14 protein-coding genes and 1 pseudogene are annotated in these 13,993 nt (G+C 37.0%); 5 read left to right on the plus strand and 10 right to left on the minus strand.

The window, feature by feature from the left end:
• Positions 1-27 precede the first annotated feature (27 nt).
• The gene (locus tag KTH84_RS03425; RefSeq protein ID WP_262471968.1) at positions 28-999 is read right to left on the minus strand and encodes an aldo/keto reductase; all 972 of its coding nucleotides are present in this window, start codon (positions 997-999) and stop codon (positions 28-30) included.
• Between the two features lie 132 nt (positions 1,000-1,131).
• Between KTH84_RS03425 and KTH84_RS03430 the strand changes: the two genes are divergently transcribed.
• Positions 1,132-2,022 (plus strand): LysR family transcriptional regulator, encoded by an 891-nt coding sequence (locus tag KTH84_RS03430; RefSeq protein WP_133973526.1) that lies wholly within the window; start codon positions 1,132-1,134, stop codon positions 2,020-2,022.
• A 270-nt stretch (positions 2,023-2,292) separates the two neighbouring features.
• Positions 2,293-2,556, plus strand: a pseudogene (locus KTH84_RS03435) (helix-turn-helix domain-containing protein); the annotation flags it as partial.
• Here KTH84_RS03435 and KTH84_RS03440 read toward each other — a convergent pair.
• The 4 genes from KTH84_RS03440 to KTH84_RS03455 are packed head-to-tail and all read right to left on the minus strand — an operon-like array spanning position 2,551 to position 5,835.
• Positions 2,551-3,039 (minus strand): GNAT family N-acetyltransferase, encoded by a 489-nt coding sequence (locus KTH84_RS03440; protein ID WP_410374393.1) that lies wholly within the window; start codon positions 3,037-3,039, stop codon positions 2,551-2,553. The pseudogene KTH84_RS03435 and the gene KTH84_RS03440 sit on opposite strands and share 6 nt — an antisense overlap.
• A 2-nt stretch (positions 3,040-3,041) precedes the next feature.
• On the minus strand, positions 3,042-3,806 hold the full coding sequence (locus tag KTH84_RS03445; RefSeq protein ID WP_262471970.1) for an ABC transporter ATP-binding protein: 765 nt from the start codon (positions 3,804-3,806) through the stop codon (positions 3,042-3,044).
• A complete protein-coding gene (locus tag KTH84_RS03450) occupies positions 3,803-4,813 on the minus strand; it encodes a FecCD family ABC transporter permease (protein ID WP_262471972.1) in 1,011 nt (336 codons plus the stop codon). Before KTH84_RS03450 ends, KTH84_RS03445 begins: the two co-directional genes overlap by 4 nt.
• Before the next feature lie 2 nt (positions 4,814-4,815).
• Positions 4,816-5,835 carry an ABC transporter substrate-binding protein gene (locus KTH84_RS03455; RefSeq protein WP_262471974.1) on the minus strand — a complete coding sequence of 340 codons (1,020 nt, stop codon included), beginning with the start codon at positions 5,833-5,835 and terminating at the stop codon, positions 4,816-4,818.
• A gap of 324 nt (positions 5,836-6,159) precedes the next feature.
• Here KTH84_RS03455 and KTH84_RS03460 point away from each other — a divergent pair, with 324 nt between their 5' ends.
• Complete coding sequence (locus KTH84_RS03460) at positions 6,160-7,503, plus strand: PepSY-associated TM helix domain-containing protein (RefSeq protein WP_262471976.1); 1,344 nt, start codon at positions 6,160-6,162, stop codon at positions 7,501-7,503.
• A 71-nt stretch (positions 7,504-7,574) separates the two neighbouring features.
• Here the strand turns inward: KTH84_RS03460 and KTH84_RS03465 are convergent, their stop codons facing one another.
• A complete protein-coding gene (locus KTH84_RS03465; RefSeq protein WP_262471977.1) occupies positions 7,575-8,627 on the minus strand; it encodes an NAD(P)-dependent alcohol dehydrogenase in 1,053 nt (350 codons plus the stop codon).
• A 289-nt stretch (positions 8,628-8,916) separates the two neighbouring features.
• On the opposite strand from KTH84_RS03465, the gene KTH84_RS03470 reads away from it, so the two are divergent.
• A complete protein-coding gene (locus KTH84_RS03470; protein ID WP_262471978.1) occupies positions 8,917-9,804 on the plus strand; it encodes an AraC family transcriptional regulator in 888 nt (295 codons plus the stop codon).
• 42 nt (positions 9,805-9,846) lie between these two features.
• On the opposite strand, the gene KTH84_RS03475 is transcribed toward KTH84_RS03470, so the two are convergent.
• Positions 9,847-10,761: a LysR family transcriptional regulator gene (locus KTH84_RS03475; RefSeq protein ID WP_262471979.1), complete on the minus strand. Its 915-nt coding sequence runs from the start codon at positions 10,759-10,761 to the stop codon at positions 9,847-9,849.
• A gap of 136 nt (positions 10,762-10,897) precedes the next feature.
• On the opposite strand from KTH84_RS03475, the gene KTH84_RS03480 reads away from it, so the two are divergent.
• On the plus strand, positions 10,898-11,914 hold the full coding sequence (locus KTH84_RS03480; RefSeq protein ID WP_262471981.1) for a zinc-dependent alcohol dehydrogenase family protein: 1,017 nt from the start codon (positions 10,898-10,900) through the stop codon (positions 11,912-11,914).
• Positions 11,915-11,957: 43 nt separating this feature from the next.
• Here KTH84_RS03480 and KTH84_RS03485 read toward each other — a convergent pair whose 3' ends face one another.
• The 3 genes from KTH84_RS03485 to KTH84_RS03495 form a co-directional block, all read right to left on the minus strand.
• Entirely contained in the window at positions 11,958-12,167 is a 210-nt protein-coding gene (locus tag KTH84_RS03485) for a cold-shock protein (RefSeq protein ID WP_042896259.1), read from the minus strand.
• A gap of 339 nt (positions 12,168-12,506) precedes the next feature.
• Positions 12,507-13,043, minus strand: a complete 537-nt coding sequence (locus KTH84_RS03490; protein WP_262471983.1) for a DUF4468 domain-containing protein — start codon at positions 13,041-13,043, stop codon at positions 12,507-12,509.
• Positions 13,044-13,252: 209 nt separating this feature from the next.
• The gene (locus tag KTH84_RS03495; RefSeq protein ID WP_202742003.1) at positions 13,253-13,879 is read right to left on the minus strand and encodes a TetR/AcrR family transcriptional regulator; all 627 of its coding nucleotides are present in this window, start codon (positions 13,877-13,879) and stop codon (positions 13,253-13,255) included.
• Between the last annotated feature and the right edge of the window lie 114 nt (positions 13,880-13,993).

The following is a 13,993-nucleotide window of genomic DNA, read 5'->3' on the forward strand; positions in this document are numbered from 1 at the left end:
TCTTGTAGTTAATACTCTATACAAAGATCAATTAAGGGCTGTTATAGGGATTTGCTCACTGATGATGTTTTCGCTTTTCAGTTCTACCCAAAACTCATAAGGTATTATTTTCGAGAAAGATTGGATATTAGTAATAGTTTCTTCTTTATTTTTAGCACCGAAAACTAAAGATGTAATTGCTGGATGGCTTGCTGCAAATTGCAAAGCTGCTGTGGCAAGAGATACATCGTATTTTAGACAAATGGCTTGAATTTTTTGTATTTTAGAGACGATTTCAACAGGTACTTTTTTATAATTATAACTAGCTTGTGAAGTATTACCTAAGGCAAGTACACCAGAGTTAAAGATTCCCGCAGCTAAAATTTCTACATTAGATTCGGATAGCTTTTTTAAATCTTCATATGAGTTTTTATGATCTAATAAAGTATATTGACCAGCAATCAATGCACAGTCAATTTTAAACTCTTTAGCTACTTCTAAAACAATTTCAGTTTCATTTACACCTAGTCCAACTGCTGAAACATTCCTATTCCTACGCAATTCTTCTAAAGCCTTAAAGCCACTTTCACAAAATTGATTCCAAAATAGTTCAGCTTTATCTCCATGCCATTTTTTCCCCAGATCATGCACTAACAATAAATCAATATGATCCAATCCAGTACGTTTTAAGCTACCTTCGAAAGATGACATTACCCCATCATAAGTATAGTCATAGTAGTAATCAGGATAATTTAAGTACCAAGACGTATTTTTAGAATAAAAGCCTTGTGAGTTTAAAACACGTCCAACTTTGGTACTGACAAGAACACTCTTTCTGATCTCTAACTCATGTAGAGCGGTACTCAATGTATATTCAGCCCGCCCAAATCCATACATTGGTGCACTGTCAAAGTATCGAACACCCTCATGATAAGCTGAATATATAATTTCTTTAGCTTGATCAAAGCTAATTCCGCGCTCATAACCAATCTGAACTGTACCTAATGCAAGTTTACTCATAGGTAATGAACAATCACCTATAAATTTTGATGAGGTTTTTATCATTGTGGTGGCTCTTTAAAATTGGAGCTTTGCATAATAGAAAAGGCTTTGTTATAAATATAATTATCAAAATATATACATGCTATAAATATGGCTAATATCAATAATCTCGATTTAAACTTACTTAAAGCTTTAGATGCATTACTAGATGAGAAGAATGTTACACGTGCAGCAGATAAATTAGCTTTAACTCAACCTGCTGTTAGTAGCATGCTTAATCGTCTAAGAGATCGTTTTGATGATCCATTATTTGTTCGGGCATCATATGGTATGGTTCCAACAGATAGAGCTCTTGCTTTAGCTGAACCTTTAAAGAAAATATTAAGTGAAATTGAGCAATTAATACAACCGCCTATCTTTAATCCAGCGGAACTAGAAACAACTTTCAGAATTGCTGCGACTGATAACGGTATGCATTGTGTAGGTGTACCTTTTACATTAGCTTTAAATAAGATTGCACCAAAAGTCAAAATAGCTCTGATGTCTATTCATGGTCGGAATGTCGAAGCTATGCTGATGAATGGAGAACTTGACCTTATTATCGTGGGTGAACCAACAGTTCCCTTGAACCTTCGTTCACGGATAATCCATAAAGAAAACTATGTTTGTATGATGCGAGAAAATCATCCATTAGCTAATCAAGAGCTTGATATAGATACATTTTGCTCTCTCAATCATGTATTAGTCTCTTACGATGGAGGTGGTTTCACTGGAGCTACAGATGTTGCATTGGAGAAAATCGGGAAAAAGAGAAATGTTGTAATGTCTATTACAAGCTTTTTATTGTTACCAGAAATTCTTAAAAATAGTGATTGGATTGCTGTTGCTCCACATCATTTATTAGAGAAAGATTCAGGTATTATTTCCAAAAAACCACCGATTGAAGTTGGTGGTTATAATAAATTAATGGCATGGCATGAACGCACACACCATGATTCTATACAACGCTGGTTTAGAGATTTTCTTTTGGAAACCTGCTAGATAGAATAAAATATCCATTACATAGAATATTACTAGTAGATTAGTAGTTATGCCTTAAAATATTTTTTAAATCTTTTAAGGCTGCTGCAGCTGCCACCTGTGGTGAAAATGCGTATAAATTTTTTATTAATTCACCTAATAATTTACCATTCGTAAAGCCTTACATCACAGCAACTTTGTGAAATGCCTTTGCAATGTAGTCGGTGCTATCAATGCGAAGACCATCGACATATTTTTGCTCAACACCAATCACAACAGTGCAATCACTGGTGGGCGCATGATCACAATAAAAGTGAACGAACTTTTCATCGCTGGTTTAAATCAGAAACTGGCATGACCTTTCAAGCATGGCGTAATCGGGTCTGCATCATCTATGCTTTAAATGCATTAAAAGAGAATATCTCGATTACTGAAATTGCATTTAGTTTGGGCTATGAACACTCGGCAGCTTTTACAGCAATGTTCAGTAAAATTATGGGCTATCCGCCTACCCATTTTCAAAAAAGATTTCATGTGCATGATAAAGCACTATAAAGATTTACTCATGTGAATGGTGTCATACGTCTCGATCCATTCTCGATTAATGACTTCAAAGCCTTGTAGAGTCCAAAACGCTTCAGCCGCAGGCAAAAATGGATGAGTGTGCAAATACAAAGTAGCAATTCCATTCTTTTTTGCATGGCTAAACAACATGTCACATAGCTTGGTCGCTATGCCACTACGGCGGTATTCAGGCAGTACAAATAACTTGACGACCTCAACCGTATTTGGTGGCAGATTTAAATCAAAACGATGGTCATACGCCCGATATGCAATGGTGCCAATAATACGGTTTTTATCTTTTACCGTAATAAAGCAACCTAATGGGTTATTGGCATAATATTGCTCAAAATTTTGTAAATCTTTGGGAACTTGCCCATGATAGATTTCTGGGAATAAAAGCTGTCTAGTATAAAGTGCAAACTCTACCGCAGATGCATAGTCTGATTTGTCCGCTAGCTGATAGTGAAATGTCATATTTATAGCCAAGAATGATCAGGGATAACAATGGTTTTGTCTTGAATCATGGCTTCATGAAACTCAACATCATAGACACTTTTTAAAAACTTCGGATCGGTGACTCGGGTTTTAGACTCAGGCTTCACCACCTCATGTTGCCGCATGAAAAACAAATGATCTGCAAATAAAAATGCTAAGTTGGGATCATGCATAATCGCAATGACCGTAAAATTTTGCCGCGACAACTGACGCAATTTTTTCATTAAATAAGACTGATAATAAACATCAAGATGGTTAGTTGGCTCATCCAGTAAAATAACTTTTGGTGCTTGCACTAAAATACGCGCAATCATGACCAATTGTCTTTCGCCCCCCGATAGCTCGGTATAAGGACGATCGCGTAAATGCTCAATGTCTAAATCAAGCAAAGCTTGGTCAACACGCTCCCAATCTGACTTTAAAGGACGATATCGACTAAAAGCGGCACGACCCGTAATCACGACATCTTTAACCAAAAATGGAAATACGGTTTTATGAAATTGCGGTAAAAAGCCAAGTAAAGCAGCCCGATCTTTACCTTTAAAGTCCGATAATGGCTTTCCTGAGTAACGGATCAATCCATCTTTTACGGGTTCTAACCCAGCCATCAACTTAAAAAGTGTCGATTTTCCGCAGCCATTACGCCCTAAAATCACTGAAAACTGATTTTTAGGAAACTCCAGATGAATATTTTTAAGAACCTGTTTGTGCCCATAGGCATAATTTAACTGATCAATTTGAATCATGCCCAATGATTCCTCTGTGTTTTCATTAATAATAAGAAAAATGGAGCGCCAAGTAGCATGGTAAAAATGCCAATCGGTATTTCAAACGTCAGCAAAACCCGAGAAAAGTTATCAATCATCAGTAGAAAACTACCGCCCAACACCATATTGGCAGGAATACTGTAGCGGTGATCTGGCCCAACCAACATTCTCACAATATGCGGCATAAAGAGTCCATATAGACTAATAATGCCTGCTGCAGCCACAGAAGTTGAAGTACATACAGTCACCAAAGCAATTAAAAGAAGCTGTTCCCAGCGTGGGTTAACACCAACCGCCTGCGCTTCTTCGGCACCGAGTGCCATTAAGTTTAGGCGCCAGCGCATCGTAAATAATCCGGCAAGGCCAATGCAGATTGGTAGCACGGCATATTGAACCTTTTGCCAAGAAGCTTGATGTAAGTTACCCATGGTCCATTGCACAATGGCTTGCAATTTAAATGGATCACTTAAATATTGAATCACCGTGAGACCAGCCAAAAATAGCCCCGAAACAATCATGCCCGATAAAATTACCATCACTAAAGACGTCTGGCTTTCATGTTTTTGATGCGCAAATAAATACGTTAAGGCAACAGCGCAAACACCAAAAATAAAGGCGGATAGATTGGGTGAAAGCCAACTTAAAGAAAGTGCCAAAGCTGCACCAAATGCCGCGCCAGATGAAATACCGAGCACATAAGAGTCGACTAAAGGGTTACGAAATAACGCCTGCAAACCATTACCCGCGGTTGCTAATGCAGCCCCCACCATAAAGGTCAGTAAAATTCTGGGTAGTCTGACATTCAAAAGAATATTTTGCATCAGTCTAAATTGTTCAGCATCAAAATATGGTGTACCAAAGACTGCTTGCACACCCCACCGCAAATAGTCCCATGCACTCAATGTCTGCGTTGGCCCAATGAGCAACGAGATAAAAATCATCACGACTGGTAATGGGTAAAACCAATAATATTTCAATTTTTGCATATTCATTGCACCAACGCTTTGGCAAGGCGCTCACCATACAACTGAGTTAAAATACGCTGTTGTAAAGCACTTACAGGTAAATCGGACTGTTCAGGATAAATACTGTGATTCAAATAAATCGCCGTAATAATAATTTTGATGGTGTGTGGGTTATATATAAATGCAGGACTCAAATTAAAGACCTTTCGGTTTTGTACGGCGCTTAAACCTTGTAATTCTTTTCGTTCATAAATCAGTTTTGGGTTGGTGTTCCAAAGCACAATATTGTCTGGGTTCCATTCAATTAAGGTCTCGGGGTTCACATTGGGTTGATTGGCATTGGCCTGAACAATGTTGTAAGCACCCGCCAGCTCAATAAAGTCATTGGTAATCGATTGACGTCCCGAGGTAGAAAAAATTCGTCCACCTGACCATGCATAATAAATCGATTGTTTATTTGGCTGACGTGCAGTTTTAGCTGTGACCTCTGCCACAATTTCATCAGAAAAACTTAAAATTTCTTGAGCACGCTTTTGAGCACCACTAAGCACAGCGATTTCAGATAGCTCTTCTTTCACTTGCTGGTAAGTGCCAGACTCCATCACATATACAGCAATCCCAAACTGCCTTAACAGTTCAATTGTTTGGGTTTGTCCGCTCCCCAAAATCACCAGATCTGGTTTTAACAGCACGAGACTTTCAATATTGGTGGCATTTGCACCTTGCGAAGGTGTAGCAAGCTCTCTATTGGCAATACGTTGATCGATTTTTGAATAGGCATTAAATAATAAAGGCTGTATGTACACTTCAGCTGGTATACCAATCACTTTATGGCCTTGCCCTAGCATATATAAGCCATCTAAACCGGACTCAAACAAAGACACAATTCTTTGTGCTGGTTTATCTACACAGACTTTTGTATTTGTACTATCAAAAACACATATCGAATGGGCTGCTAACTTTTCTTGTGTTTTTCGCTTTTGTTCAGATGAAGAACATCCACATAGAATGAGTAAAGTGAGTATTGAAAGCAATAACTTCATTACAGCACCCAACGCACAAATACAGTGCAAAATAAAAAGACGCGTCTATTTGGTGCATTTTTCATGTGAAAAACACACTATAAGAGAGCAAAATAGTTTGAATCATCATTTATACAACAATCAAATTAAGTATGTTAGATAAGGTATTAGATAGTAAGCAAAAAAAACGCCAAATTTACCAAGTAATAAAAACTGTTTAATTATTGGGTTAAAAAGTCTGCATAAGGGCTATTCAAATAATTTAATAGAGGTTACAGCTCAATCAACATCACAAGAGATAAATCGTTATAATCCAGCCCAACACCTGATAGACATTATCTTCTAATGCTGACCCATTCATCCTTCTGGCGTAGTCTTTTTCGTTTAATTCATATTTATGCTGGTATTTTTATTGCACCATTGATATTGGTTGCTGCAATCACCGGCTTACTCTATGCGATTACGCCACAACTTGAACAAGCGATGTATAAAGATGTTCTAAATGTTGAACCATTGAACCAAGCACAATATAAGCTCAGTCAGCAAATTGAAGCCGCAAAGCAAGTGATGCCCAAGTCTGCACAGGTGATTGAAGTTAGACCCGCCCCAAGTGCTGACCAGACAACTCGTATCATTTTTTCAGATCCTTTACATGATTTTACCAGTGAAGCAGTTTTTATTGATCCTTTTACACTTCAGGCGAAAGGTCACCTAGCTGTCTATGGCACCAGTGGAGTTCTGCCGTTTCGAACGACACTTGATCAATTACATAGCAATTTATTACTCGGGAAATGGGGTCGCTTTTATAGTGAACTGGCAGCAAGTTGGGTAGCCATTTTGACTTTAACTGGACTATATAATTGGTGGAAACGACGTCAAAATCTTAAAATCAGGCAAACACAAAAAAATAAATTATTGAAGTGGCATAGCACGCTTGGTCTAGTTTTATTTCCACTCTTATTAATCATCGCCATTACTGGTCTTACATGGTCGGAGTGGGCCGGAGATAATATTCGGGTTGCTCGTCAATGGCTCAACTGGCAAACCCCAACATTAGCAACTTCTCTTCAGACAGATAATTTACCAACAGTGATGCATCATGAACATCACGAAATGCCACACAGTGAAAACCTTAATTTAAATATTGTCTCAAGTGAGTTTGATACCGCTCTTTCAATAGCCAGAGCACATGGTATTGATGCGGCACAAATACAAATCAAACCACCCACCAGCGGAAATCAAGCTTGGGAAGTGGCCGAGATTCAGCGTAAATGGCCAACTCAAGCAGATAGCATCGCAATTGATATGGAACAACACAAAGTTATCGATCAACTTGCCTTTAAAGACTACTCATTCGTTGCTAAGCTAACTCGGTGGGGAGTTGATGCTCATATTGGTATTTTATTTGGTTGGATGAATCAGTTAGTTCTTGCGCTTTATGCGCTTGCGCTTTGTTTCATGATTATTTATGCATATAAAGCTGCATTTAAAAACTCAAACTTAAAACTTATGACAAGTCACTTTGTTGGTCAAAGCTTATTTGTTTGGACGCGTGCAACTGGTCAGCAAAAAGTATTGTTAATGCTAGCTGGCATTGTGTTAGGCCTAAGCTTACCTGTTTTTGGTTTTAGTATTTTGCTTACGATACTCATCCTTGCAATGCGTAAATACATCCCATCTAAACTATAACATCCACATCCGTATTAACTCGGTGTACTGTGCACTCTACGTTCAGAATGCACAGCAAAGATCAAATAAGATTAATGATCAGATAAAGTTTTCATATCAATCACAAAACGATATTTCACATCACTCTTTAACATACGCTCAAAAGCTTCATTGATATTTTGCATATCAATCATCTCGACCTCAGAAACGATGTTATGTTCACCACAGAAATCAAGTAACTCTTGTGTTTCCTTAATCCCGCCAATCACCGAGCCAGCAATTGATCTTCTTCCTAAAATCATAGGAACTGAATTTGCGCTAATTTCACCCAAATATCCAACCAACACAATGGTTCCATTTAAAGCTAAAGTTGGAATATAAGGCTTCAAGTCATGGTTATAAGGCACAGTATCAATAATTAAATCAAACTGATTTAACACTGATTTCATTTGAGCTTCATCTGTTGATAACACAACATGATGCGCTCCGAGTTGTTTTGCATCTTGTTCTTTGTTAGCTGAGCGAGTGAATAATGTCACTTCCGCACCTAGAGCATTTGCAAGTTTAATTGCCATATGTCCCAAGCCACCTAAACCAACAACTGCAACTTTACTACCCTTTCCAATATTCCAATGACGTAGAGGCGACCATGTGGTAATCCCCGCGCAAAGTAATGGCGGTACAGCTTGAGCATCCAGATTTTCAGGTACTTTTAAGACGAAATCTTCGCTACACGTAATTGTTTGAGAATATCCACCATAGGTTGGTCGTTGATCATGACGATCGACACCGCCATAAGTCTGGATGTTACCTTCTTCACAATATTGCTCTAGCCCTGAATGGCAAGCAGAACAAGTACGGCATGAATCTACCATACAGCCAATGCCTACGAGGTCACCAATTTTATATTTAGTGACTTTGGAACCAATCGAGGTTACACGCCCTACAATTTCATGGCCCGGAACTAACGGATAAGCACTAAATCCCCAATCGTTTTTAGCTTGATGTAAATCGGAGTGGCAGACACCACAATATTCAATTTGAATGACAACATCATCTTCACGTGGGGTTCTACGTTCAAACTTAAACGGAACTAAAGGAGTTTCTGATGACAGCGCAGCATAACCTAAAACTTCAATTGTCATATTTTTTCTCTCATGTTTAATGTTTAAATAAAGGCGATTTCATCACTGGATATTCATTGATGGCTATTGATTTTGAATACCCATGAATACGTTTTTGGAAACGATGATCCAGCAGACTTTAATCAATCGACTTTTTTGCCATGTTCATCAGTATAAAAATGAAAGTTATAAGCTGTTGTTCTATTCCTCTCACAGATTTGCCCAATCCTCCGAATTGTTGCAATTCTCTCTATTTTTCTTATTTGAAATGCCTACAATAAAAACACAGATGACAATAGGTGAAATCTGAATGACGAATATGTCTCTAGGCAATAATGAAACACTGGCTCAACTTGTCGATCAATGGACCCGAGAAAAAGGTACATTTGAAACGCCTATTATGGGACTGACTTTATTTCGTGCGGAAACATTGACCCAACCAAATAGCAGTATGATGGATGCCAGTCTATGTATGATTGCTCAAGGGAAAAAACAGGTGATTCTTAGTGAAGAAACCTATACCTATGATTCTAATCATTTCCTTTTTACGGCAATTGACCTGCCAGTGATTGCTCAAATTCTTGAAGCATCGGCTGAACTACCTTATCTTTCAATAGTGCTACGACTAGACCCCTATGTACTTGCCCAAATCATGCTTGAAGCCCATATCCCTTTTAAAGACATAAATACTGAAAAAAAAGGAATGGCTGTTGAAGTCGTAAATTCGGAACTGAATGATGCTTTTATACGGTTATTAAAACTATTAGACACTCCACAAGATATTCCAATCTTGTCGCCTCTAATTATTAAAGAAATTTTTTATCGTTTATTAATGAGTCCACAAGGTGATCGACTTAAACGAATTGTAGCGGCGGGAACTACAGGCCATCGAATTGTGAAAGCCATTGAATGGTTGAAAACAAATTTTGCAAAATCATTTAGCATTGAAGAGCTTTCAAGCACAATGGGTATGAGCCCCTCAAGTTTTCATCAGCATTTTCGTGATATAACCTCAATGAGCCCCTTACAATATCAAAAAAGAATGAGGCTGACCGAAGCACGGCGCTTATTGATGACTGAAGAATGTGATATTTCAACCACCAGTATTCAGGTCGGGTACGAAAGTTTGTCGCAATTTTCCAGAGAATATAAACGCTTTTTTGGGGTTCCGCCGTCGGTGGATATAAAGAGCGTATAAAAATGGACAAGCATATCGCAGATTAATTTTTTATAACCTGAATTACTCTAAAAATAATTCAGGTTTGTTATGCGTGAACTTTGTAATTTCATCAACTACGACTCTTATTTTGGGTTGTAAATGCCATCTTTTTTGCCATAGCACATGAATTGGTATTTCTACACCCGATATCTCTGGAAGAATAGAAATTAACTTTCCAGCTCTTAATGCATCAAAAGCTAACCAACTTGGTAGTTGTGCAATACCAAGACCGGAAGTGCATGCGCTTAGTAAAGCATCACCGTCTGGAATTTCATGTCTATAATTAATTTTGAACTCTTCCATTTCTCCTAGCGCATTTTTTAAAAACCATTGTCCTTTATAATTTCTTCTCCAACCGATTAGACAGTTGTGATGTTTTAAATCCTCTTTATTGGAGGGATAACCATTCTTTTCTAAGTAAGCTGGCGAAGCGCAAATTAAAAGTGTTTGGTGACCAAGTGATTTTGCAATTAAGTCAGTAGAATCTTCTAAGTCACCTATTCTGACAACAAGATCTACCCCCTCACTAATCATGTCTACAGCCCTGTCTTGAAAGGTTACAGATAAATCCAACTGAGGATATTGCTGAGCTAAATCCAATAAAATCGGAAAAATATATCGACGGCCAAAAGTCGTAGGAAGATCAACTCTTATACGCCCTGTAGGGTATGAATTTTCTGTCGAAAGTAATGTTTCTATTTGATCTAATTCTTCCAAAATACGACGACAACTCACAAGCCATGCTTCTCCCTCGGGAGTTAAAAAAATGCGTCTGGTTGTGCGGTGAAGAAGTTGGACACCCAATCTTTTTTCTAATTTATTAATACTTTTTCCTACCGCAGATCCGGTAATTCCAAGTATTTCTGCTGCACCAGTAAAACTTCCCTGCTCTACAGCCGTAACAAACTCGAGTATTCCTGAAAACTTACTATCCATAAATCACCTATTAAGGAATTTTATTCCACAATGAATAGAATTTTATCATATTAATAAAATTATTTTCTTGAATTAAGATGAGTTCAAATGATAGCTAAGTAAGAAAGTTATCAAGTTCTTTTAAGAGGAAAAGATGATGAAAGCATGGTTACTAAAAGATTTTGGTTTAAATAATTTAAAATTAGAGGAAGTGGAAACCCCAACTCCAAAAGCTGGTGAACTCCTTATTAAAGTTGGAGCAGTTTCTTTAAACTATCGAGATAAAGCGATTATTGAAGGTTTTTATGAACCCCACATGGTTCCAAAACCTTTAATTCCCGTATCCGATGCAGCAGGTACAGTTGTGGCTGTGGGTGAAGAAGTAACGCGTTTTAAATTAGGTGATCGAGTCAATACTACTCTCTATTCTCGCTGGATTGATGAAGAACCTGGACCCAATGAACCGGAATATTGTTTAGGTATGCCATTACCAGGTGGTCTTGCTGAATATATGATTTTGCATGAAGAAAGCGCAGTAAAAGCTCCAGATAATATGTCTGATGCTGAAGCATCTACATTACCTATTGCTGCATTAACAGCTTGGTATTCACTTATGGATATAGGTAACCTTAAGCCAGAACAAAATGTTCTTGTACAAGGGACTGGTGGTGTTTCTATTTTTGCAATCCAATTAGCTCACGCCTATGGGGCAAGAGTCATCGCTACATCAAGCAATGATATAAATTTAGAAAAAGTTCGCGCTTTGGGTGCAGATGAGGGAATCAATTATAAAACTCATCCAAATTGGGATGAGCGAGTACTCGAATTAACTGATGGTAAAGGTGTAGATGTAACAATTGAGGTTGCGGGCGGTAATGGTCTTAATCAATCTATTGCAGCCACAAAAGTAGCAGGCACCGTGGCCCAAGTTGGCTTTCTAACTGGACAAACCACCCAATTAAATTTAATGCCACTTATTTTTCGTCAGACCAAACTTCGAGGAATAGCCGTAGCACCAAGAGTTTCATTTGAACGTATGAACAAGTTTCTAAATGAACATCAAATTAAACCGGTTATTGACCATGTATATAAATTTGAAGAAGCTATTGAAGCCTTTAACCATCTTTCTAGAGGCGCATTTGGCAAAATTGTGATTGAAGTTGATTCACAATAAATAAAAAAGGCCCTGAATATTCAGGGCCTTTTTTTATCGCTTATTATTCTGGAATAATATTTACAGCACTTGGACCTTTTTGGCCTTGAGCGATATTAAACGTTACTTTCTGACCTTCATATAAAGTTTTGAAGCCAGAAGAAGCGATTTCTTTAAAATGAGCAAACACATCTGGACCAGATTCTTGTTGAATAAAACCGAAACCTTTAGTTTCGTTAAACCACTTTACTGTACCATTAGTTGTATTAGACATAACATATCCTTGAATTTTAATAATTTAAGTCATTTAAAAATGACAAATTAACTTGAAAAAATAATAACGAATTGAGCTTAATATCTGAAAAAACGAAGGATTATGACTAAAACTGCGATACTTAAAGAAGATTTACTACAAGTCTTTTTTCTAGTTAAATTAAGCATACAGGAAATCAATATTTATTCAAGATTTTTATATGCAATATTTATTTGTTTTATATTAAAGAGAGAGATATCACCTACTTAGGAAAGATAAATGCGTATTTTCCTTAGATATTTATCTCTCATGCGTCTATCTGACTCTTTAATTATATTTTTATAAGCCAATATAAGAAAACTACATTGGACTCGCGCCTACAGGCTGAGCATTGGGATGTAAGATATGAAATTTATAGTCTTCCACAATGTTCTTTAATTGATTTTTTATGGCTGCATTTTTATCTTTATAAAAATGATTATTACGATTGTCACGAGGTTCTATATTGCTAAAAGTAAGCTTAGCTTGATGATCTTTAACTTCTACTTTCAAAATATAATTAAAGGAATCATCTGCGACCTTAATCATATTCCTGCTTAGACAGTCCATACAATTATCAAATTTTAGCCCTGCATGTCCTTTAATTATCAGGACTTTATTCACTTCATCTGCCTGAATAATCTTTCGACTTGAAACATAATCCACAACATTATTTCGCCAGTTTTTAGAAGCATCATAAATTTGCGTTTGGCTTAAACCTTTAAACTTAATAATTTCTGAAAAATACTCGTTTTTCTTTTCAGCAGGTTTTTCATCAACTTTATTAAGTAAAGAAAGACAACCTTGCATACCTAGTACAGCAAAACTTAATGTAGCAGCTAAAATTACTCTTCTCACGTAACGCTCACTTTTTAAAGAGACTAGAAGTTAGAACCTCCAAATTTACACCCGCACATCGAATAATTTGGTTTATATAAAGTTAAAAAGCAGCACTTGATTTTCAGGTCCTATCAAGTGCTGCTAGACCTAAATCAGTTGAAATCATTGCTAGACTTTTTAAATAAAGAAAAAACTTGCCAATTTTGAGATTAGAAATACTTATAAAATTATTTTAACTTCTCATTGTAATTGATATTTTTCAAAAACAAATCAACTGCATATTCAACCCACGAACCAATTTCATTGTCCGATATTATATAGTTAGGATGAGTCAAACACTTAAGATGGGCATCACTTCGTAATAGAGCTAAAAATATATTCGCGGCGATATCCGAAGAAGACTCTAATTCAATTTCACCCTTTTTTGATGATTTCTCAAGATAACCCGCAATAATATTAGCGAGTCTTTGTGGACCAACTTGAAAGAATTTTTCAGACAATTCTGGAAATCTGACCGCTTCTGCAATACATACCCTAAAAAAAGCCAAACCTGAATGCGATAATATAAAACACAAATAGGTTTTCCCCATTTCAGTTAAAGCAGAACGTAGGTTTTCGGCTTTTGTCTCGACTAAAATAATTTGTTCTTGCATGTTGGTGCATTGTCGTTCAATCACGGCAGCAAACATCACTTCTTTATTTTTATAACAACCATACATGGTGGCTTTTGAAACGCCCGCCTCTTTTTGAATCATGTCTGTTGTGGTGCCACTAAAACCATGAGTCAAAAAAAACTTTGTTGCTGCATCCAGAATTTTTTGATCTTTTTCATTGGTTTTAGTAGTAACTGACATAGTGACCTTATAAAAATTTTAGCGATTTCTTTCCTAGTGTAACTCATCGAAAAGTTCAAAATCGAGAATTGACGGCAATTTAATTAGAGAGTACAGTACCGATCGGTACAGTAC

Origin of the sequence: Acinetobacter sp. WU_MDCI_Abxb74 (assembly GCF_025513915.1) — a bacterium.
Lineage (GTDB): Bacteria > Pseudomonadota > Gammaproteobacteria > Pseudomonadales > Moraxellaceae > Acinetobacter > Acinetobacter calcoaceticus_C.